This is a genomic window from Streptomyces sp. BB1-1-1, from assembly GCF_031597775.1.
Taxonomy (GTDB): Bacteria; Actinomycetota; Actinomycetes; order Streptomycetales; family Streptomycetaceae; genus Streptomyces; species Streptomyces thinghirensis.
The window spans coordinates 4626298-4646308 of the sequence record NZ_CP134203.1 but is presented as its reverse complement, the minus strand read 5'-3'; the positions used below and the strand labels follow the sequence as shown (position 1 = coordinate 4646308).

General features: G+C 70.4%; 15 protein-coding genes and 4 tRNA genes. 9 read left to right on the top strand and 10 right to left on the bottom strand.

Features of this window, described 5'->3' with window-relative positions; translation table 11 throughout:
* Positions 1-20: 20 nt before the first annotated feature.
* From RI578_RS21385 to RI578_RS21375, 3 genes are all read right to left on the bottom strand, one after another.
* Positions 21-2321, bottom strand: a complete 2301-nt coding sequence (locus tag RI578_RS21385) for a DEAD/DEAH box helicase (RefSeq protein WP_310872556.1) — start codon at positions 2319-2321, stop codon at positions 21-23.
* A gap of 271 nt (positions 2322-2592) precedes the next feature.
* Positions 2593-3147, bottom strand: coding sequence for a hypothetical protein (locus tag RI578_RS21380; RefSeq protein WP_310872555.1), 555 nt, complete (start codon positions 3145-3147; stop codon positions 2593-2595).
* A 97-nt stretch (positions 3148-3244) separates the two neighbouring features.
* Positions 3245-3595 carry a metallopeptidase family protein gene (locus tag RI578_RS21375; protein ID WP_189869689.1) on the bottom strand — a complete coding sequence of 117 codons (351 nt, stop codon included), beginning with the start codon at positions 3593-3595 and terminating at the stop codon, positions 3245-3247.
* A 106-nt stretch (positions 3596-3701) separates the two neighbouring features.
* On the opposite strand from RI578_RS21375, the gene RI578_RS21370 reads away from it, so the two are divergent.
* From RI578_RS21370 to RI578_RS21340, 7 genes are all read left to right on the top strand, one after another.
* Positions 3702-5318, top strand: coding sequence for a metallophosphoesterase (locus tag RI578_RS21370; RefSeq protein ID WP_310872554.1), 1617 nt, complete (start codon positions 3702-3704; stop codon positions 5316-5318).
* An 80-nt stretch (positions 5319-5398) separates the two neighbouring features.
* Positions 5399-5471: transfer RNA gene (locus tag RI578_RS21365), tRNA-Glu, on the top strand.
* Positions 5472-5507: 36 nt separating this feature from the next.
* Positions 5508-5582: transfer RNA gene (locus RI578_RS21360), tRNA-Asp, on the top strand.
* Positions 5583-5606: 24 nt separating this feature from the next.
* Positions 5607-5680 (top strand) — tRNA-Phe (locus RI578_RS21355).
* A 128-nt stretch (positions 5681-5808) separates the two neighbouring features.
* On the top strand, positions 5809-9768 hold the full coding sequence (gene hrpA / locus RI578_RS21350) for an ATP-dependent RNA helicase HrpA (RefSeq protein WP_310872553.1): 3960 nt from the start codon (positions 5809-5811) through the stop codon (positions 9766-9768).
* Between the two features lie 106 nt (positions 9769-9874).
* Positions 9875-9949 (top strand) — tRNA-Asp (locus tag RI578_RS21345).
* Positions 9950-10149: 200 nt separating this feature from the next.
* Positions 10150-10344: a DUF6274 family protein gene (locus tag RI578_RS21340; protein ID WP_310872552.1), complete on the top strand. Its 195-nt coding sequence runs from the start codon at positions 10150-10152 to the stop codon at positions 10342-10344.
* A gap of 442 nt (positions 10345-10786) precedes the next feature.
* Here RI578_RS21340 and bldC read toward each other — a convergent pair whose 3' ends face one another.
* Both bldC and RI578_RS21330 read right to left on the bottom strand, forming a co-directional pair.
* Complete coding sequence (gene bldC, locus RI578_RS21335; RefSeq protein WP_003949541.1) at positions 10787-10993, bottom strand: developmental transcriptional regulator BldC; 207 nt, start codon at positions 10991-10993, stop codon at positions 10787-10789.
* Between the two features lie 544 nt (positions 10994-11537).
* Positions 11538-12389 carry a hypothetical protein gene (locus tag RI578_RS21330; RefSeq protein WP_310872551.1) on the bottom strand — a complete coding sequence of 284 codons (852 nt, stop codon included), beginning with the start codon at positions 12387-12389 and terminating at the stop codon, positions 11538-11540.
* Positions 12390-12608: 219 nt separating this feature from the next.
* Here RI578_RS21330 and RI578_RS21325 point away from each other — a divergent pair, with 219 nt between their 5' ends.
* Both RI578_RS21325 and RI578_RS21320 read left to right on the top strand, forming a co-directional pair.
* Positions 12609-13703: a Glu/Leu/Phe/Val dehydrogenase dimerization domain-containing protein gene (locus RI578_RS21325; protein ID WP_310872550.1), complete on the top strand. Its 1095-nt coding sequence runs from the start codon at positions 12609-12611 to the stop codon at positions 13701-13703.
* A gap of 332 nt (positions 13704-14035) precedes the next feature.
* A complete protein-coding gene (locus tag RI578_RS21320) occupies positions 14036-14290 on the top strand; it encodes a DUF3073 domain-containing protein (RefSeq protein WP_310872549.1) in 255 nt (84 codons plus the stop codon).
* Positions 14291-14359: 69 nt separating this feature from the next.
* Here RI578_RS21320 and purM read toward each other — a convergent pair whose 3' ends face one another.
* From purM to RI578_RS21295, 5 genes are all read right to left on the bottom strand, one after another.
* Positions 14360-15427 carry a phosphoribosylformylglycinamidine cyclo-ligase gene (gene purM / locus RI578_RS21315; RefSeq protein WP_310872548.1) on the bottom strand — a complete coding sequence of 356 codons (1068 nt, stop codon included), beginning with the start codon at positions 15425-15427 and terminating at the stop codon, positions 14360-14362.
* 55 nt (positions 15428-15482) lie between these two features.
* The gene (purF, locus tag RI578_RS21310) at positions 15483-17009 is read right to left on the bottom strand and encodes an amidophosphoribosyltransferase (RefSeq protein ID WP_310872547.1); all 1527 of its coding nucleotides are present in this window, start codon (positions 17007-17009) and stop codon (positions 15483-15485) included.
* Positions 17010-17071: 62 nt separating this feature from the next.
* Entirely contained in the window at positions 17072-17878 is an 807-nt protein-coding gene (locus RI578_RS21305) for an META domain-containing protein (RefSeq protein WP_310872546.1), read from the bottom strand.
* A gap of 75 nt (positions 17879-17953) precedes the next feature.
* A complete protein-coding gene (locus tag RI578_RS21300; RefSeq protein WP_310872545.1) occupies positions 17954-18751 on the bottom strand; it encodes a sterol carrier family protein in 798 nt (265 codons plus the stop codon).
* A gap of 10 nt (positions 18752-18761) precedes the next feature.
* On the bottom strand, positions 18762-20006 hold the full coding sequence (locus tag RI578_RS21295; RefSeq protein WP_310872544.1) for a hypothetical protein: 1245 nt from the start codon (positions 20004-20006) through the stop codon (positions 18762-18764).
* Positions 20007-20011: the final 5 nt, after the last annotated feature.

The following is a 20011-nucleotide window of genomic DNA, read 5'->3' as shown; positions in this document are numbered from 1 at the left end:
CGCGTTCAGACGTTCAGACGTCAGCCGTTGCGCTTCCAGCGCGGCTTGTCGTCACGGCGGCCGAAGGACGAACCTCGGTGGTCGTCACGGCGGCCGAACGGACGGTCATGACCGCCGGGGCGGTCGCCCTGACGGTCGCGGTTGAACGGACGGTCGCTGCCGGGACGGTCGCCCTGGCGGTCACGGTTGAACGGACGGTCGCTGCCGGGACGGTCGCCCTGGCGGTCACGGTTGAACGGGCGGTCGCTGCCACGGTGCCCACCGCGCTCGCCGCGGTCGTCACGGCGGAAGCCGCCACGGTCACCGCCGCGGTCGTCACGACGGTCGAAGGAACGCCCACCACGGTCGCCGCCACGGTCATTGCGGTCGTCACGACGGAAGCCGCCACGGTCGCCACCGCGGTCGTCACGACGGTCGAAGGAACGCCCACCACGGTCGCCACCGCGGTCATTGCGGTCGAACGAACGGCCACCACGGTCGCCGCCACGGTCATTGCGGTCGTCACGACGGAAGCCGCCACGGTCACCGCCGCGGTCGTCACGACGGTCGAAGGAACGCCCACCACGGTCGCCACCGCGGTCATTGCGGTCGAACGAACGGCCACCACGGTCGCCGCCACGGTCATTGCGGTCGTCACGACGGAAGCCACCGCGGTCACCGCCGCGGTCGTCACGACGGTCGAAGGAACGCCCACCACGGTCGCCACCGCGGTCATTGCGGTCGTACGAACGGTCGCCGCGGTCGGCGAAGCGGTCCCGGCCGTTGCCGCCGCTCCGCTCGGTCTTCTCCACCTTCTCCACGTCCCGCGCGCCCGGCTGCTCGGGCAGCGAGACCTCGGCCTGCGCGTCGGACGCGGCGGCGGCCACCTCGGCCAGCACCGCCTCCGGGTCCTCGCCGCGCTCCCGCGCGACCCGCGCGACCAGCCGGTCGGCCTCCTCGCGCAGCTCGGTCGCACGCCGCTGGGCGCGCTCCAGCTCCTTGTTGAGCTGGGCGACCTCGCGCTCGGCCTGCTGCGCCGCGTTGCCCGCGGACTCGGCCTGGACCTCGGTCATCGACCGGGCCCCGGTGATCTCGGCGACCTCCGGCTCGAAGGCCGCGCCGCCCTGGATGATGTGGCGCGTGGCGTCGACGCCCGCGTCCTCCATCAGCCGGAAGATCTGGCGCCGCTGGTGCGGCAGGGAGAGGGAGACGACGGTGCCGGTACGGCCCGCGCGCGCCGTACGGCCGGCGCGGTGCAGGTAGTCCTTGTGGTCACCGGCCGGGTCGACGTTCAGGACCAGGTCGATGCCGTCGACGTGGATGCCGCGCGCGGCGACGTCGGTGGCGACCAGGACGTTGACGTAGCCGTCCTTGAAGTCGGCCAGGGTGCGGGTACGCGCGCCCTGGGTCATGCCGCCGTGCAGCGCGTCGGCCTTCACGCCCGAGTCGCACAGCTGCTCGGCGACGCGGTCGGCGCCCAGCTGGGTGCGGACGAAGATGATGGTGCGGCCCTTGCGGGAGGCGATGGCCGCGGTGACCGGCGCCTTGTCCTTGGGCTTCACGACCAGGATGTGGTGCGACATGGTCGTCACGGCGCCCTGGGCGGCGTCGACCTCGTGGCTGACCGGGTTGTTCAGGTACCGGTCGACGAGGGTCTTGATCTCGTTCTCCATGGTCGCGGAGAACAGCATCCGCTGACCGCCCGCGGGCACCTGGTCGAGCAGCTCGGTGACCTCGGGCATGAAGCCCAGGTCGGACATCTGGTCGGCCTCGTCGAGGACGGCGATCTGCACGTTCTCCAGGGAGCAGGCGCCGCGCTTGATGATGTCGCGCAGGCGGCCCGGCGTGGCGACCAGGACGTCCACGCCGCGCTCCAGGGCGTAGATCTGGTTGCCCATGGAGGTACCGCCGCAGACGACCTTCATCTTCAGGCCGAGGACGTCGCCGTACGGCTGGAGCGCGTCGGCCACCTGCATGGCCAGCTCGCGGGTCGGCGTCAGGATGACGGCGCGCGGCTTGTGCTTCTCGGTGCGGCCGCCGGACAGCGTGGCCAGGGTCGGCAGACCGAAGGAGAGGGTCTTGCCGGAGCCGGTGCGGCCCCGGCCGAGGATGTCCTTGCCGGCCAGGGCGTCCGGAATGGTCGCGGCCTGGATCGGGAAGGGGGTGGTCACGCCGTTCTGCGCGAGCTTGCGCACGACGCCCTCGGGCAGACCCAGCTCGGCGAAGGTGACCTCGGGAGCGGCCACGACGGCCTCGGTCCCGGTCTCCTCGACCGTCTCGGTGATGTCGGGGGTGTCGGCGTTCTCGGGCACGACGACGTGATCAGTACTGATGATGGACATGCGAATGCGAAACCTTCCGGAGTCTCTCAGTCGGCACGCGCCCGTCAACTCCGTGAATCGCGATTCGCAATACGACCGCCTCAATGCGGTCCACCACGGCAAGGGAGAGAGTACGCGCCACACGGCGCGCTCTGCGGTGGCGCCGGGCAAATGGGATCAAACGATCTACCACCATACGCACCCCTCACCCCTGAAGGCAAACCGAGTAGCACATGCCCAGCTCAGCCGGGCTGCCGCCCCGCGCCGAAGCCCTCGCGCGAGCCCGCTCGCCCTACACCGGGGCCCCGGCCTCGGGAGCCGGCTCCCGCTGCGCCAGCTGCGTCCCCGGAGGCTCGTGCGCCGACGAGGACGGCTCCGCCGCCGTCGGCTCCGGCGTCGGTGAGGCGGGCGGCTCCGGGGGCTGCGTCGGCTGCGGCTCGACCGTCCGGCTGGGCTCCGCGGGCGGCGTACGGGTGGGCGCCGGCCCGTCGTCCCCGCCCTTGGCCGGCGGTGCCCCGGTCGGACGGTCGGGCGGCGGGGCCGAAGGGGTGGCGTCCTTCCCCTTGCCGCCCTCCTTCTCGCCCTCGCCCTTGCCCTTGCCGTCGTCCTTGCCCTTCTTTCCCTTGCCGCGCCCCCGGTCCTTGTCGGCGGCCGCCGCGTCGTACCCGGCGTTCCCGCCCGTCGCCGCGGGGCCGCCGTCGGGTGCCCCGCCGCCCCGCTCCCCGGCGGAGTGCGACGGCCTGGCGCCCCCGCCGGGCGCGTCGTCGCCGACGCTCATGCAGCCGGTGGCGGCGGCGACGGCCACGACCGTGGCGGCCAGACGGACGGGAACGTACAAGGGGCGCACGGGCGGCCACCTCCGGGGGTCAAGGAGTCGTCGTGCCCAACTCCCGTCACCCACAAGAGGACACGCGCCACGAGCGGCGGACCTTGACCCGAGCGCGTCACCCGTACCCAAGGGCGTGCAGCCGCGCGTCGTCGATCCCGAAGTGGTGCGCGATCTCGTGGACCACCGTCACCTCCGTCTCCGCGACGACGTCCTCCCGGGTCTCGCAGAACCGCAGCGTCGGCCCGCGGTAGATGGTGATCCGGTCCGGCAGCACGCCCGCGTACCACTCCCCGCGTTCGGTCAGCGGCGTCCCCTCGTACAGCCCGAGCAGCTCGGGATCGTCCGTCGGCGGTTCGTCCTCGACGAACACCGCCACGTTGTCCATCAGCCGCGTCAGCTCCGGCGGGATCCGGTCCAGGGCCTCGGCGACCAGTTCCTCGAACTCCTCGCGCGTCATCTCCAGCACAGGCCCATTGTCGGGTACGACCGTGGCATACGACACAGCCGCCGGCGCCGACCGTCGACACAGCCGTCCCCGCATACCCGCCCCGGGCCGTGGGCATACGGGACCAATGGCCCGCGTCCGAGCCGCAGTCCCGCACGTCCTGGCCGAGGTGATGAACCCCATCCGCAACGCCCCGCGCGCCCTCATCCGCCGCCACCACGCCCGCCGGATGTCCCCGGCGGTCGAACTCGCCCCCCGGTCGCGCCCCTGGACCCGTGCCCTCGGCCTCGTCGCCGTCGTCCTGCTCGGCGCCTGGCTGGGCCTGCTCGTCGTGGGCGACGTCCGCGTCCCCGTCGGCCCCATGAACACGACGATGACCCTGCGCCCGTCCGTCACCGGCGGCACGAAGATCAACGTCTCACCGCTGGGCGCCCTCCAGCTCGACAGCCACATCGCCCCGGTCCGCCTCGACGTCAACGTCGACCAGCTCGACCCCGACCGCGCCCAGGCACTCGTCGACCACCCCGAGCGCCTCTCCGGCCTCCAGGACGAGGTCGCCCGGGACGTCGAACACGGCACCCTCGACCTCGCCGTCCGCTCCTGCGTCGCCGTCGTCACCGGCGCCACCGCCCTCGGCCTCGCCGTCTACCGGCGCCCCCGGCGCGCCCTCGCGGCCGGCGGCCTCGCCCTCACCCTCCTGGTCGCCTCCGGCGGCACCGCGTACGCCACCTGGAACCCCGACTCGGTCCTGGAGCCGAGGTTCTCCGGGCTGCTCTCCTCCGCGCCCTCCCTCGTCGGCAACGCGCGCAGCATCGTCACCGAGTTCGACGTCTACCAGAAGGAGCTGGCCCGCCTGGTGACGAACGTGACCAAGCTCTACGACGTCACCTCCACGCTCCCCGCCTACCAGCCGGACCCGACCACGATCCGCGTCCTGCACGTGTCGGACATCCACCTGAACCCGGCGAGCTGGAAGATCATCGCCTCGCTGGTGGAGCAGTACAAGGTGAACGTGATCGTCGACTCCGGCGACACGATGGACCACGGCACGGCCGCGGAGAACGGCTTCCTGGACCCCATCGAGGACCTCGGCGCCCCCTACGTCTGGGTCCGCGGCAACCACGACTCCCGCGTCACCCAGGAGTATCTGAAGGGCCTCAAGAACGTGCACGTCCTGGACGACGGCCGCGCCCGGACCGTCGCGGGCCTGCGCTTCGCCGGCATCGGCGACCCGCAGTTCACCCCCGACCGCTCCAAGCCGGACGGCGCGGAGGCCTCCCAGGAACTGGCCGGCGCGCGCCTGGCCTCCGCGCTGCGCGACCAGAGCGCGGCCGGCACCCCCGTGGACGTCGCCGTCGCCCACGAGCCGTCGGCGGCCCGGGAGGTCGACGGCGCGGTGCCACTGGTCCTCGCCGGGCACGTCCACCGCGAGGACATGGAGCTCATGAAGTACGGCACCCGCCTGCGCATCGAGGGCTCCACCGGCGGCAGCGGCCTGCGCGCGGTCGAGGGCAAGCACCCCGACCCGATCCAGGCGTCGATCCTCTACTTCGACCGGGACAACCGGCGCCTCCAGGCCTGGGACGAGATCAAGCTGGGCGGCCTGGGCCTGACGACGGCCGAGGTCAGCCGCCACCTCCCCAGGGAAAACCAGCCGGGCGCGACCCCGTCCCCCACCGGCACGAGCCCCACCCCCACCGGCACGGGGCCGTCCCCGACCGACCCGACCCCCAGCCCTCCGTAAACCGTTTTGGCGATACCTCCCGCCATCCCATATGCTTCTCACGTCCCCGACGCGCTGAGAAGCGCCCAGGCGGGCCGATAGCCCTCATCGTCTAGCGGCCTAGGACGCCGCCCTTTCAAGGCGGTAGCACGGGTTCGAATCCCGTTGGGGGCACGCAGTACGGTGTGCGACACTGTCGTACACGAGCTTGGTCCTGTGGAGCAGTTTGGAGTGCTCGCCACCCTGTCAAGGTGGAGGCCGCGGGTTCAAATCCCGTCAGGACCGCTGAGGTTTCACGTGAAACCTCGCGGCTGGGTAGCTCAGTTGGTACGAGCGATCGCCTGAAAAGCGATAGGTCGCCGGTTCGACCCCGGCCCCAGCCACATTCAACCCCCGTCGAGATCATCGACGGGGGTTTTGTGTCGCGCGGGTGTTGCGCGAGGGACGGTCGACGCGGCCGGACAGAAATCGTTCGCCACGAAATTCGCGGGGATGAGATCCTGGGACCCGTATGTCTACGCACCCCGCCCCCGCCCTCGGCACCCTCGCCCCCCGGCTGACCGAGCTGTCCCTGCGCGACGCGCACCGGCTCGGCCGCAGGCTCGAGGGTGCGCGGAAGATCCGTAAGCCGGAGGCCCGCGCCACCGTTCTCGCCGAGATCGAGGCGGAGGTGGCCAAGGCCGAGCTGCGCATCGGTGAGCGCCGGGCCCGCGTGCCCGCCGTCAGCTACCCCGAGCAGCTGCCCGTCAGCCAGAAGAAGGACGTGATCGCGGAGGCCATCCGTGATCACCAGGTCGTCATCGTCGCCGGTGAGACGGGGTCCGGGAAGACCACCCAGATCCCGAAGATCTGCGTCGAGCTGGGCCGCGGCGTCCGCGGCATGATCGGGCACACCCAGCCGCGGCGGATCGCCGCCCGCACCGTCGCCGAGCGGGTGGCGGACGAGCTGGACACCCCGCTCGGTGAGGCCGTCGGCTGGAAGGTGCGGTTCACCGACCAGGTGAACCCGGACGCCACCTTCATCAAGCTGATGACGGACGGCATCCTGCTCGCCGAGATCCAGACCGACCGCGAGCTGCGCGCCTACGACACGATCATCATCGACGAGGCGCACGAGCGGTCCCTCAACATCGACTTCCTGCTGGGCTACCTCGCCCAGCTGCTGCCGAAGCGGCCGGACCTCAAGGTCGTCATCACCTCGGCGACCATCGACCCCGAACGCTTCTCCCGGCACTTCGGCGACGCCCCGATCATCGAGGTCAGCGGGCGGACGTATCCGGTGGAGGTGCGGTACCGGCCGCTCCTCGAAGAGGACGGGGACGACGCCGACCGGGACCAGATCACCGCGATCACCGACGCCGTCGAGGAGCTGATGGGCGAGGGCAAGGGCGACATCCTCGTCTTTCTCTCCGGTGAGCGGGAGATCCGGGACACGGCCGACGCGCTCGAGAAGAAGAAGTACAGATTCACCGAAGTGCTGCCGTTGTACGCCCGGCTGTCGCACGCCGAGCAGCATCGGGTGTTCCAGCAGCACACCGGGCGCAGGATCGTTCTGGCGACCAACGTCGCCGAGACCTCGCTGACCGTCCCGGGCATCAAGTACGTCATCGACCCCGGATTCGCCCGGATCTCCCGGTACAGCCACCGCACCAAGGTCCAGCGGCTGCCGATCGAGCCGATCTCGCAGGCCAGCGCCAACCAGCGCAAGGGCCGCTGCGGGCGGACCAGCGACGGTATCTGCATCCGGCTGTACTCCGAGGACGACTTCGACGCGCGGCCGGAGTTCACGGACGCGGAGATCCTCCGTACGAACCTCGCCTCCGTCATCCTCCAGATGACCGCGGCCGGCCTCGGCGACATCGAGAAGTTCCCCTTCATCGATCCGCCGGACCACCGCAACATCCGCGACGGTGTACAGCTCCTCCAGGAGCTGGGCGCACTCGACCCCGGGCAGAAGGACGTACGCAAGCGGCTGACCGACACCGGCCGCAAGCTGGCCCAGCTGCCCGTGGACCCGCGACTGGCGCGGATGGTCCTGGAGGCCGACAAGAACGGCTGTGTCCGCGAGGTCATGGTCATAGCGGCGGCGCTCTCCATCCAGGACCCGCGGGAGCGCCCGGCGGAGAAACAGGCCCAGGCCGACCAGCAGCACGCCCGCTTCAAGGACGAGACCAGCGACTTCCTGGCCTTCCTCAACCTCTGGCGGTACGTCCGCGAGCAGCAGAAGGAGCGGGGCTCGTCGTCCTTCCGCCGGATGTGCAAGCAGGAGTACCTCAACTTCCTGCGCATCCGCGAGTGGCAGGACATCTACACGCAGCTGCGTACGGTCGCCAAGCAGATGGGCCTCCATCTCAACGACGAGGACAACGCCGCTCCCGACGACCGCGTCCACGTCTCGCTGCTGGCCGGGCTCCTCTCCCACGTCGGCATGAAGGACGTGAAGGAGGGCGCGAAGAACGAGTACCTGGGCGCGCGCAGCGCCAAGTTCGCGATCTTCCCGGGCTCGGCGCTCTTCAAGAAGCCCCCGCGTTTCGTGATGTCCGCCGAGCTGGTGGAGACCTCCCGGCTCTGGGCCCGCGTCAACGCGAAGATCGAGCCCGAGTGGGTGGAGCCGCTCGCCGGGCACCTCCTCAAGCGCACCTACAGCGAGCCGCACTGGGAGAAGGACCAGGCGGCCGTCATGGCGTACGAGAAGGTCACGCTGTACGGCGTGCCGATCGTGGCGCAGCGCAAGGTGAACTACGGGCGGATCGATCCGGAGGTCAGCCGCGAGCTGTTCATCCGCAACGCCCTGGTCGAGGGCGACTGGCGTACGCACCACAAGTTCTTCGCGGACAACCGCAAGCTGCTGACCGAGGTCGAGGAGCTGGAGCACCGCGCCCGGCGCCGGGACATCCTGGTCGACGACGAGACGCTGTTCGACTTCTACGACCAGCGGGTGCCCGAACACGCCGTGTCGGGTGCGCACTTCGACTCGTGGTGGAAGCACAAGCGGCACGAGCAGCCCGACTTCCTCGACTTCGAGCGCGAGATGCTCATCAACGAGAAGGCGGGGGCGGTCACCAAGGACGACTATCCGGACTCCTGGCGGCAGGGGCCGCTGAAGTTCCGGGTGACGTACCAGTTCGAGCCGGGCGCGGACGCCGACGGCGTGACCGTCCACGTGCCGCTCCAGGTGCTCAACCAGGTCACGGACGAGGGCTTCGACTGGCAGATCCCGGGTCTGCGGGAGCAGGTCGTCACGGAGCTGATCCGGTCGCTGCCCAAGCCGATCCGCCGCAACTACGTCCCGGCGCCGAACTACGCGCAGGCGTTCCTCGACCGGACCGTGCCGCTCCAGGAGCCGCTGACGGTGACCATGGCGCGGGAACTGAAGCGCATGGTGGGGGTGCCGTTCGACGCGGAGGACTTCGACTGGTCGAGGGTCCCCGACCACCTGAAGATCACTTTCCGGATCGTCGACGAGCGGCGCCGCAAGCTGGCCGAGGACAAGGATCTGGAGGCACTGAAGCTCCGGCTGAAGCCGAAGGCGCGCAAAGCCCTCTCCCAGGCCGCGGCGGCCACCGCCGAGCGCAGTGGCGGCGAGTCCCTGGAGCGCACCGGGCTGACGGACTGGACGATCGGCACGCTCTCCCGTGTCTTCGAGACGCGTCGGGCGGGTCAGCCGGTGCGGGCGTATCCGGCGCTGGTCGACGACGGACCGACGGCGAACACCGTCTCCGTACGTCTCTTCGACACCGAGGCCGAGCAGGCGCAGGCGATGTGGAAGGGCACGCGCCGGCTGATCCTGCGCAACATCCCGGTCAGCCCCGCCAAGTTCGCGTCCGAGAAGCTGACCAACCAGCAGAAGCTGAACCTGTCCGCGAATCCGCACGGTTCGATCCAGGCCCTGTTCGACGACTGCGCGACGGCGGCGGCGGACAAGCTGATCGCGGACTTCGGCGGGCCGGCGTGGGACGAGGAGTCGTACCGCAAGCTCTACGACAAGGTCCGCGCGGAGATCGTCGACACGACCGTCCGTACGGTGGGGCAGGTGCAGCAGGTGCTGGCCGCCTGGCAGGCCTGTGAGCGCCGCCTGAAGGCCGTACGCAGTCCCGCGCTGCTGGCGAACCTCCAGGACGTGCGGGGGCAGCTGGACGCGCTGGTGAAGCCCGGCTTCGTCACGGAGGCGGGGATCAAGCGGCTGCCGGACCTGATGCGCTACCTGGTCGCCGCGGACCGACGGCTGCAGCAGATGCCGACCGGCGTCCAGCGGGACACGTCCCGGATGGAGAAGGTCCACGAGATGCGCGACGAGTACGCGTGGCTGCTGGAGCAGATGCCGCAGGGGCGGCCGGTTCCGCAGCAGGTCCTGGACGTCCGCTGGATGATCGAGGAGCTGCGGGTCAGCTATTTCGCGCACGCGCTGGGCACGGCGTACCCCGTCTCCGACAAGCGGATCGTGAAGGCGATCGACGCGCTCGCACCGTAGCCGAACCCGTGACGAGGTGCGCACGGAGGGTGAGTTCGCCCTAGGGGCTCGCCCTCCTGTAGAGTCTCTTCTCGCAGCGCAAGGGCAAGAAAGCGCAGCAAAACCTGGTCCTGTGGAGCAGTTTGGAGTGCTCGCCACCCTGTCAAGGTGGAGGCCGCGGGTTCAAATCCCGTCAGGACCGCAGTAACGAGGGCCCGCACCGATCGGTGCGGGCCCTCTTCTCTTGTGTGCGGGCCCTCTTCACGTGCCCACACTCGCCCCGCTCCACCCCCTCGCCCCCAGAAGGCCCTGAGCGCCCCTCTCGCGGCCTTGACGGCGTCACATTCGCTCGGTACTCCAAAGACAAGGGCACGTTCTCCGTGCGACCCCTGGAGGTGGCGTATGGCGGCATCGATCAGGCACGAGACGCGGGCCCTGCTCCGCGCGCATCTGTCGGCCGCTACGTCGTACCGCCATCTGACGCGCCACTGTCCGATCTGCCACCGGCTGCTGCGGCTGGCGTTGGACTCGCCCGTCCCGCAGTCTCCGACGGGCCGTCAAGAGGGCGTCGAGGACGGGAGCGCGTCCACCGCGTGATCCCCGCCGGCCCCAACACCCTTGCCACGCAGACCTACTGGAGCCCACGCCTCCTCTAGCGCACATATGCCAGAGCCAACAAGCATCGCGCCGTGTGACGGGTGTCACCGCATGAGTTTTTGAAACCGTGGCACTTACGGCTCCCCTACAAGTAGTCAATTTAATATGTGCAATTGCACTGCCTTCCAGGGTGCGCACACAGCTGATCCGACACCCCTCCCCAGACTCCGACAAGCCCGCTCACAGAGCCGGCCGACAGGCCCTCACCAGGCACAGGACCGGACGCAGGACCGGACACAAAAAAGATCGCGCTGGACCCGGCGGAGTCCAGCGCGATCCACGACGCACCCCTGTTGGGGCAGGAACGACGTCGTTTGGAGCTGTGGTTCCGAGCGCCTCGGCGGGTTGGGGGACCTGCCGTTTTGCCCGGTTATTCAGTTGTTCAGGCCTCGCTGCGCTGCTGCGGAATGCCCGCGAGCAGAGCGCGGACCTCGGCTTCGCGGTAGCGGCGATGCCCGCCGAGCGTGCGGATCGACGTGAGCTTGCCGGCCTTCGCCCAGCGCGTGACCGTCTTCGGGTCGACGCGGAACATGGTGGCGACCTCAGCCGGGGTCAGCAGCGGCTCGGCATCAGGGGTGCGAGCGGTCATGAGCGGCCTCCTCGGGAGAACCGAACCTTCTCGGTTCTTTCCTTTAAATTCTGCACCTTGACCCGCGTTGCCCGAAATGGCGGACACGGGTCGAGTCGGTTATAGGACGAACGGCTTGTCCTCGGCACTACAACTACACCATCCGTCCAGCCGCGTCGGCCAAACCGATGGAATTGCCCTCCCAGGTGTTCATCAGCGACGGAAGCCGATGGACCATGCCATAGCGGACAGTCACGCCACTGTGACGATCAGTCACAGGACGATCAGGGGTCACCAGAGCTGCCATCAGACCCCCCAAAGCATGCAATGCGGAGATTCCGCCCACAGTGCATCACAGCAGGACGGAAGGAGCCCTCCCCGGACTCCTTGTCCTATTTTGGCATGAGGAGGGGGAAGCGGCGCAAGAGTGATGTACGTGCGGTCCGTCACGCTTGACGTATACGCCCGGATCGGGACCTACGTCCCTTGTTGACAGAACATCAGCCCACACCGGGCAAGTGTCGGATCGGAAGACGAAACCCCACATCGGGCGGTACGTCAAACGTCAGTTCGCCGACCGCCGGTCCCGGACCGCCCGCCAGCGCTCCACCAGCCGCCCGTACGCGGCCCCCGCCGTGGCCCCGTCGCCGTGGCGCAGCGCCTCGATGCCCTCGGCCACGTCCGCCGCGGAGTGGTCGTTCTCCAACTCACCGGCCGGCAGGGCGTGCACGAGCCCGCCGTAGTCCAGCTCGACCAGTGACCGCGGGTGGAACTCCTCCAGCCAGCGCCCCACGTCCACCAGGCCGTCGATGAGCGGCCCCTCGTCCATGGCCTCCTTCAGGGCCCGCAGGCCCCGGGCCACCCGCCGGCGGGCCTGCACCATCGGCGTCCGGTAGCGCAGCACCGGTGCCGCCGCCCCTTCGCCGTCGCCGCCCTTGTCGTACTCCCGCTCCGCGTCGGAGACCAGCACGAACCAGTTGATCGGCACCTGCCAGGTCGCGGTGCGGATCCAGGGGCGGGCGTCCGGGTTGCGCTCCAGCCAGCGTTCGTAGTCCTGGGCACTCTCGCGGCGTACGACCGGCGGGAGCAGGGCGTCCAGCACCGGTTCCGGGAAGTCCTCGGCCAGCTCCCCCAGGGCCTGCCAGCCGCGCAGCCGGGTCCGCCAGGGGCAGACGCAGACCACGCCGTCGACCTCGGTCACGAAGGCGTCCGCGCTCTCGTGCACCGGCACCGCCACGGGCGGGGTGGGCAGCAGGTCGGCCAGGGAGCGGCGCAGCTCGTCCTGGTAGGAGGGCAGGTCGGTGCGGCGGGCATAACGGGACCAGTGGCCGCGCTCCTCCTCCGGGAAGGCGGCCAGCGGCTCGTACACGCGCAGATACGCCGCGTAGGGGATGATCACCGAGGACACCTTGGGCACGCCTGCTCCCTCCCCCGCGCACCGCCGCGAAAACCTGCGGGAACCGATCACAAACGCGCGGGAATCTCTGCAAATCGTCGCACGCCCGTACTCCGTGCGGAGGTGATCCTGAGCACTGTGCGGCGGGCGGGCACCGGCAGGCTCTAATCTCATGCCAAAGTCCCCGCCACCCGCACGGGGACCGTCTCCACCCGCCGCACCTACACAGGAGTCACCACCGTGACCGACGTAACCGGCGCACCTGCTGATGTACTGCACACCCTGTTCCACTCGGAGCAGGGGGGTCATGAGCAAGTCGTGCTCTGCCAGGACCGTGCCAGCGGCCTGAAGGCCGTCATCGCCATCCACTCCACCGCCCTGGGCCCCGCGCTCGGCGGTACGCGCTTCTATCCGTACGCGAGCGAGGCGGACGCCGTCGCCGACGCGCTGAACCTCGCGCGCGGGATGTCGTACAAGAACGCCATGGCCGGCCTCGAGCACGGCGGCGGCAAGGCTGTGATCATCGGCGACCCGGCGCAGATCAAGTCCGAGGAACTGCTCCTCGCCTACGGCCGGTGCGTCGCCTCGCTCGGCGGCCGGTACGTCACCGCCTGCGACGTCGGCACGTACGTCGCCGACATGGACGTCGTGGCACGCGAGTGCCGCTGGACGACCGGTCGCTCCCCCGAGAACGGCGGCGCCGGCGACTCCTCCGTGCTCACCGCCTTCGGCGTCTACCAGGGCATGCGCGCCTCCGCCCAGCACCTGTGGGGCGACCCGACGCTGCGCGCCAAGCGCGTCGGCATCGCCGGCATCGGCAAGGTCGGCCACCACCTGGTCGACCACCTCGTGGCGGAGGGCGCCGAGGTCTTCGTGACGGACGTGCGCGAGGACGCCGTACGGCGCGTCACCGAGCGCCACCGTGACGTGCTGGCCGTCCGGGACACCGAGGAACTCATCCGCGTCGACGGCCTGGACATCTACGCCCCCTGCGCGCTGGGCGGCGCGCTGAACGACGACACCGTGCCGGTGCTGACCGCCAAGGTGGTGTGCGGCGCGGCCAACAACCAGCTCGCGCACCCGGGTGTGGAGAAGGACCTCGCCGACCGCGGGATCCTCTACGCGCCGGACTACGTGGTGAACGCCGGCGGCGTCATCCAGGTCGCCGACGAGCTGCACGGCTTCGACTTCGACCGGTGCAAGGCGAAGGCCGCGAGGATCTACGACACCACGCTGGCCATATTCGCACGTGCGAAGGACGACGGTATTCCGCCGGCCGCGGCGGCCGACCGGATCGCCGAGCAGCGGATGGCGGAGGCACGTACCCGACGGTGATCGCGCGGTGATCCGGCGGTGATCGCGCGCTGGTCGGGCGGGGTCTTCGCAGGTTTGACCGGTACCCGTCGGGGGGCAGTTGGAGAGAACTCTCACTTATCCCGGCGGGTCGACCGTCGAAAGGTGGTTAAAATCGCCGTTGACCAGCGAGGACGGGGCGCCTCGAAGGTCCTGGGCATGGCCACGTGGTGCGGGCGACGTACCGTATGGGCGTGGGCTCAGGTACCGTGGAAGCCCTACGGACCGGTCTCTCCACGGAGAGCCCGTTCCGGACCATGAACGCGTGTCAAGACTCTGGGGCCGTCGAGCCCCGTCGTTGAGGGGGTCGAGCCATGGGGCGCGGCCGGGCCAAGGCCAAGCAGACGAAGGTCGCCCGCCAGCTGAAGTACAACAGCGGTGGGACTGATCTCTCCCGCCTGGCCGAGGAGCTGGGCGCATCGCCGTCGAATCCGCAACCGCCTAACGGCGAGCAATTCGAGGACGATGAGCAAGACGATGACGTGTACGCAAAGTACGCCGACCTCTATGAGGACGACGACGAGGACGAGGACGGCCAGTCCCCGTCTCATCAGCGACGCGGCGCTTGACCTTGCACTGAACACCTTCCCGGTCGGTGACTTCTGTCACCGACCGGGTTCTGTGCTACCCGCGGCGTCTCAGACGGCGTAGTCGCCCACCAGCGCCGCGCCCGTCTCGTGGTCGTCGCGGTCGGTGATCTCGCCGGCCACCCAGGCGTCCACGCCGCGGTCGGCCAGGGTCGTCAGTGCCACGTCCGTGGACTCCTCGGGGACGATGGCGATCATGCCCACGCCCATGTTGAGGGTCTTCTCCAGCTCCAGGCGCTCCACCCGGCCCGTCGTGCCGACGAGGTCGAAGATCGCGCCCGGGGCCCAGGTGGAGCGGTCGACGACGGCGTGCAGGCCGTCGGGGAGCACGCGGGCCAGGTTGGCGGCGAGACCGCCACCGGTGACGTGGCTGAAGGCGTGGACCTCGGTGGTGCGCATGAGGGCCAGGCAGTCCAGGGAGTAGATCTTGGTGGGCTCCAGCAGCTCCTCGCCGAGGGTGCGGCCGAGGCCGTCGAGGTGCGCGTCCAGGGACAGGCCGCCCTCGTTCAGCAGGACGTGGCGGACGAGCGAGTACCCGTTCGAGTGAAGCCCGGAGGACGCCATGGCGATCACCGCGTCACCCTTACGGATGCGATCCGCGCCGAGCAGCCGGTCGGCCTCCACGACGCCCGTACCGGCGCCCGCGACGTCGAAGTCGTCCTCGCCCAGCAGGCCCGGGTGCTCGGCCGTCTCGCCGCCCACCAGGGCGCACCCGGCGAGCACACAGCCCTCGGCGATGCCCTTGACGATCGCGGCGACGCGCTCGGGGTGGACCTTGCCGACGCAGATGTAGTCGGTCATGAAGAGCGGCTCGGCGCCGCACACCACGATGTCGTCCATGACCATGGCGACCAGGTCGTGGCCGATGGTGTCGTAGACGCCCAGCTGCCGGGCGATGTCGACCTTGGTGCCGACGCCGTCCGTGGCGGAGGCGAGCAGGGGGCGCTCGTAGCGCTTGAGGGCGGAGGCGTCGAAGAGACCGGCGAAGCCGCCGAGGCCGCCGAGGACCTCGGGGCGCTGGGTCTTCTTCACCCACTCCTTCATCAGCTCGACGGCGCGGTCGCCCGCCTCGATGTCGACGCCGGCGGCTGCGTAGCTGGCACCAGTTGTGTCAGGCATGACGATGAGAACCTTTGTGTCGTACGGCAGGAAGGCAGGCCAGGGAGGCGGACGGCTACGGGCGACGGATGGCGTCGGTGGCGGCCGTACCGGCGGGCCCGGCGGCCAGCTCGGTCTCCAGGAGCTGCTTGCCGAGCAGCTCGGGGTCGGGGAGCTCCATCGGGTACTCGCCGTCGAAGCAGGCGCGGCACAGGTTCGGCTTGGCGATGGTGGTCGCCTCGATCATGCCGTCGATGGAGATGTACGCCAGGGAGTCGGCGCCCATGGAGGTGCCGATCTCCTCGACGCTCATGCCGTTGGCGATGAGCTCGGCGCGGGTGGCGAAGTCGATGCCGAAGAAGCAGGGCCACTTCACCGGCGGGGAGGAGATCCGGATGTGGATCTCGGCGGCGCCGGCCTCGCGGAGCATGCGGACCAGGGCCCGCTGGGTGTTGCCGCGGACGATGGAGTCGTCGACGACGACCAGCCGCTTGCCCTTGATGACTTCCTTCAAGGGGTTCAGCTTCAGGCGGATGCCGAGCTGGCGGATGGTCTGCGAGGGCTGGATGAAGGTGCGGCCGACGTAGGCGTTCTTCACCAGACCGGCGCCGAACGGGATGCCGGAGGCCTCGGCGTAGCCGATCGCGGCGGGGGTGCCGGACTCCGGGGTCGCTATGACCAGGTCCGCCTCGGCGGGGGCCTCCTTCGCCAGCCTGCGGCCCATCTCGACACGCGAGAGGTAGACGTTGCGGCCGGCGATGTCGGTGTCCGGGCGGGCCAGGTACACGTACTCGAAGACACAGCCCTTGGGCTTCGCTTCCGCGAATCGGGAAGTGCGCAGGCCGTTCTCGTCGATGGCGACGAACTCGCCCGGCTCGATCTCGCGGACGTAGGAGGCGCCGCAGATGTCGAGGGCGGCGGACTCGGAGGCGACCACCCAGCCGCGCTCCAGCCGGCCGAGGACCAGCGGGCGGATGCCCTGCGGGTCACGGGCTGCGTAGAGGGTGTGCTCGTCCATGAAGACGAGGCTGAAGGCGCCGCGCACCTCGGGCAGCACCTTGCCGGCCGCCTCCTCGATGGTCAGCGGCTTGCCGTCGTCGTCCACCTGGCCCGCGAGCAGGGCGGTGACCAGGTCGGTGTCGTTGGTCGCCGCGACCCGCGTCGAGCGGCCGTCCTGCTTGGGCAGGTCGGCGACCAGCTCGGCGAGCTGGGCGGTGTTGACGAGGTTGCCGTTGTGCCCGAGCGCGATGGAGCCCTGCGCGGTGGCACGGAACGTCGGCTGGGCGTTCTCCCACACGGAGGCACCGGTGGTCGAGTAGCGGGCGTGACCGACCGCGATGTGACCCTGGAGCGAACCGAGAGAGGTCTCGTCGAAGACCTGGGAAACCAGGCCCATGTCCTTGAAGACGAGGATCTGGGAGCCGTTGCTGACCGCGATTCCCGCGGATTCCTGGCCCCGATGCTGGAGGGCGTAGAGCCCGAAGTACGTGAGCTTTGCGACCTCTTCACCCGGGGCCCAGACACCGAAGACGCCGCAAGCGTCCTGGGGGCCCTTCTCGCCGGGAAGCAGATCGTGATTGAGTCGACCGTCACCACGTGGCACGTCTTCGAGTGTAGGCGAGATCGACCACTGGTCCGAATTGGTGACATGGGCTCACGTGTGGGTCAGCGCTCGGCGACCGCTCGGACGGTGGTGCCGTCTTCGCTGGTCAGCGTCAGGGTTTCTTGATCGATCCGATAGTCGACCCGGCCGTCGAAGAGGCGCAGTATCCGCTTCTCGGCGTCCATGAGTGAGCCTTCGCACACCATTCGGGTGGTGGACGGAGCGCCGAGGGTGATAAGTCCGTCGCTGACGGTGGCCGCGGCGTTGACGCGGTTGCAGGGGAGGCGGCCGGAGACGGTCTTCGCGTCCCGGTCGAAGGTGAGGTGCGCACTGCCCTTCTGGTCGGCGTCCTTCTGGCCCGGGGCCGTGACGGTCCACCGCGTGCCGTAGAGGGGTGCGTCCGGCTGCTTGCTGAGCCGGACGGTGTCACCGTCGGAGGTGGTGAGGGTCAGCCGCTCGCCCTCGGTCTTCGTGGTGAGCGGGCCGGTGGTGAGGGTGCGGCCGAGGGACTTCTCGAAGTCGATGGGCGTCTTCTCGCAGGCCTTCTCGGTGAACATGGCGTCGCTGAGCCGGACGCGCTCACCGTCGATGTCGGCGCGGGCGCTGAAGGTGTTGCAGCCGGTGCTGCCCGCCGCCTCGCCGCTGTCGTCGATCCGGACCCGCGCCGCCTCCGGTGCCCGGTGGGTGGTGCCGTCCACGGTGACGCTGTCGATGCTCCACTGGACGCCGGTGAGGGGCTTGCCCGCGCCGACGGAGCCGCTGCCGCCGTCGGCCTTCTCGCTGCCGCAGGCCGCCGCGAGCGGCACGAGCGCGACGGCTGCCGCCACGGTCAGGGTCATGCTGCGCTGCTGCTTCTTCTGCCTGTACATGCCCATTCGACGGAGGTGCGGAGGAACTGGTTCCCCTCTTTCCGTTCACCTTCGTCGTCCCCCGCGTCCCCCGCGTCACCTGAGCAGCGGCAGCAGTCCCCCGAGGTCGGCCCGTTCCCCGCTCGCGCTCACCTTCGCCCCGGCCACGGCGTCCTCCCAGGCCAGCCGCCCGGTGGCCAGCCGCACCCAGGTCAGCGGGTCGGTCTCGACGACGTTGGGCGGGGTGCCGCGGGTGTGCCGGGGGCCCTCGACGCACTGCACGACGGCGTACGGCGGGATCCGCACCTCCGTCGAGCCGCCGGGTGCCCTGGCGGCGAGCGCGTCGGCCAGCAGCCGGGTCGCGGCGGCCAGGGCCTGCCGGTCGTACGGCACGTCCAGGCCGGGCACGGCGGCGTTCAGGTCGTCGGTGTGGACGACCAGCTCGACGGTGCGGGTGACGACGTAGTCGGCCAGCGGCAGCACGCCCGCGTCGGTGGGCAGCAGCCGGCTGCCGGGGTGGGCGTCGAGGCGGTCGGTGAAGCGCCGCTCGATCTCGGCGAGGTGGGCGTCGGGGTCGGGGTGCTCGGCCGCGAGGCGCCGGGCGGTGCCGGCGATGGCGTCCGCGTCGGCGGCGATCGCGAACGGCCAGTCGAGCAGGTGCCCGTCCTGCCGCGTCGGCTCCGGCTCGCCGAGCAGCCGGTCCACCACCGCCAACGCCGTCCCGATGTGCGCGACCAGTTCCCGTACGGTCCAGTCGCCGAGCCGGGTCGGCAGGTCGAGCTGCCCGGGGCTGAGGGTGCGGACGGCCGCCCGTACGTTGCCGAACTGGGCCAGTACGGCGGTGCGGGTCCTGGCGGGGTCGTAGGCGCGGGCGCGTTTCCTGGCTGGCGGCATGGCGGCGAGCTTAAGGGGTGTCGAAGGTGGAGCTCTCGGGAAATACCAGGTCCGTGCAGTGCCGGCGGTTGGTCACGTCGTCGACGTAGGCGCGGAAGACCTGCTCCATCGGCGGGGTCATGACGCTGTGGTAGCCCAGGGAGACGGTCATGGTGTGGATCTGCGGCTTCCCTTCGCAGACGGAGGACGCCCACCAGATCGGGTCCTCGGTGCTGCGTCCGGCCCGGCCGGGTGTCGCGGGCTCGGGCTCCTCGCGCGGGTTGGTGCTGGTGAGCAGGAGGGTCTTCGCCTCCTCGCCGGCGTAGGTGTGCAGGGAGACGAACCACCGTCCGGGGCGCTCCGGGCGGCTGACGCGGTGCTCGCTCCCCTCGGCCAGGTAGAGGGCGCTCGCCCGGCTCTCGCTGAGCACGAGGCCGCACCGCTGGTCCCACAGCCGGTCGTCGGTGCGGCTCTCGACGACCTGGTCCGGGAACCCGGACCGGCGGGCGAGGCCGGTCTTGCCGTACCAGGCGCAGGTGCCCTCGGCGCGCGCCGCCGGGACCGGTCCCTCGGGCAGCGCGGGGACGTTGTCCGGCGGGTCGGGCAGCCGGTCGGTGCAGCCCAGCCGGTCGGCGAGGTTGTTGGCGGTGATCACGGCCGTCTCGGCGAGGATGTCGCGGTCGTCCGCGCCGAGCTGACCGCCGACGGTGAACCGCCGCCCGGGGTTCTGCAGCGAGGCCCGCGCCCACAGGGCGGTCACCTCCCGTCCGTTCACCCTGCCCTCGGCGCACGGCAACTGGACGACGACGTCGGATTCCGTGACCCAGCCCGCGATGTCTCCGCCGAGCGGCTGGTCGGGGTGGGTGGGGCCGCCGAAGCTGTCGACGAGGTCCTCCAGCGGGCCGTCGGCGATCAGGGGGCGGTTCGCCGGCAGCACGCCCACCGCGCCCGTGAAGAACCACCGCCCGCCCGTCTCCTCGCCGTCCTTCTCGCCGGCCTCGGTGCTGAAGATCTCGCAGTCCTGCGCCGCCCCGGCGCCGAGGCCGCGGTCGATCTCGATCACACCCTCGTCGGCTTCGCGGTGCGTGATCCGGCCGCCGGCCGGGGAGAGCGCCAGCACCCGCCCGGCCGGGACGAGTCCCGCGCAGGCCGCGTCGATCTGCCGCCGGCCGTCCCACACCTGCCATATCTCGCGGCCGCTCCAGCCGATCGCCACGACGGCGGCCAGACACAGCAGGACGTTCACGCACTTGCGCACACCGTCCGGCACCCGCATTGCTC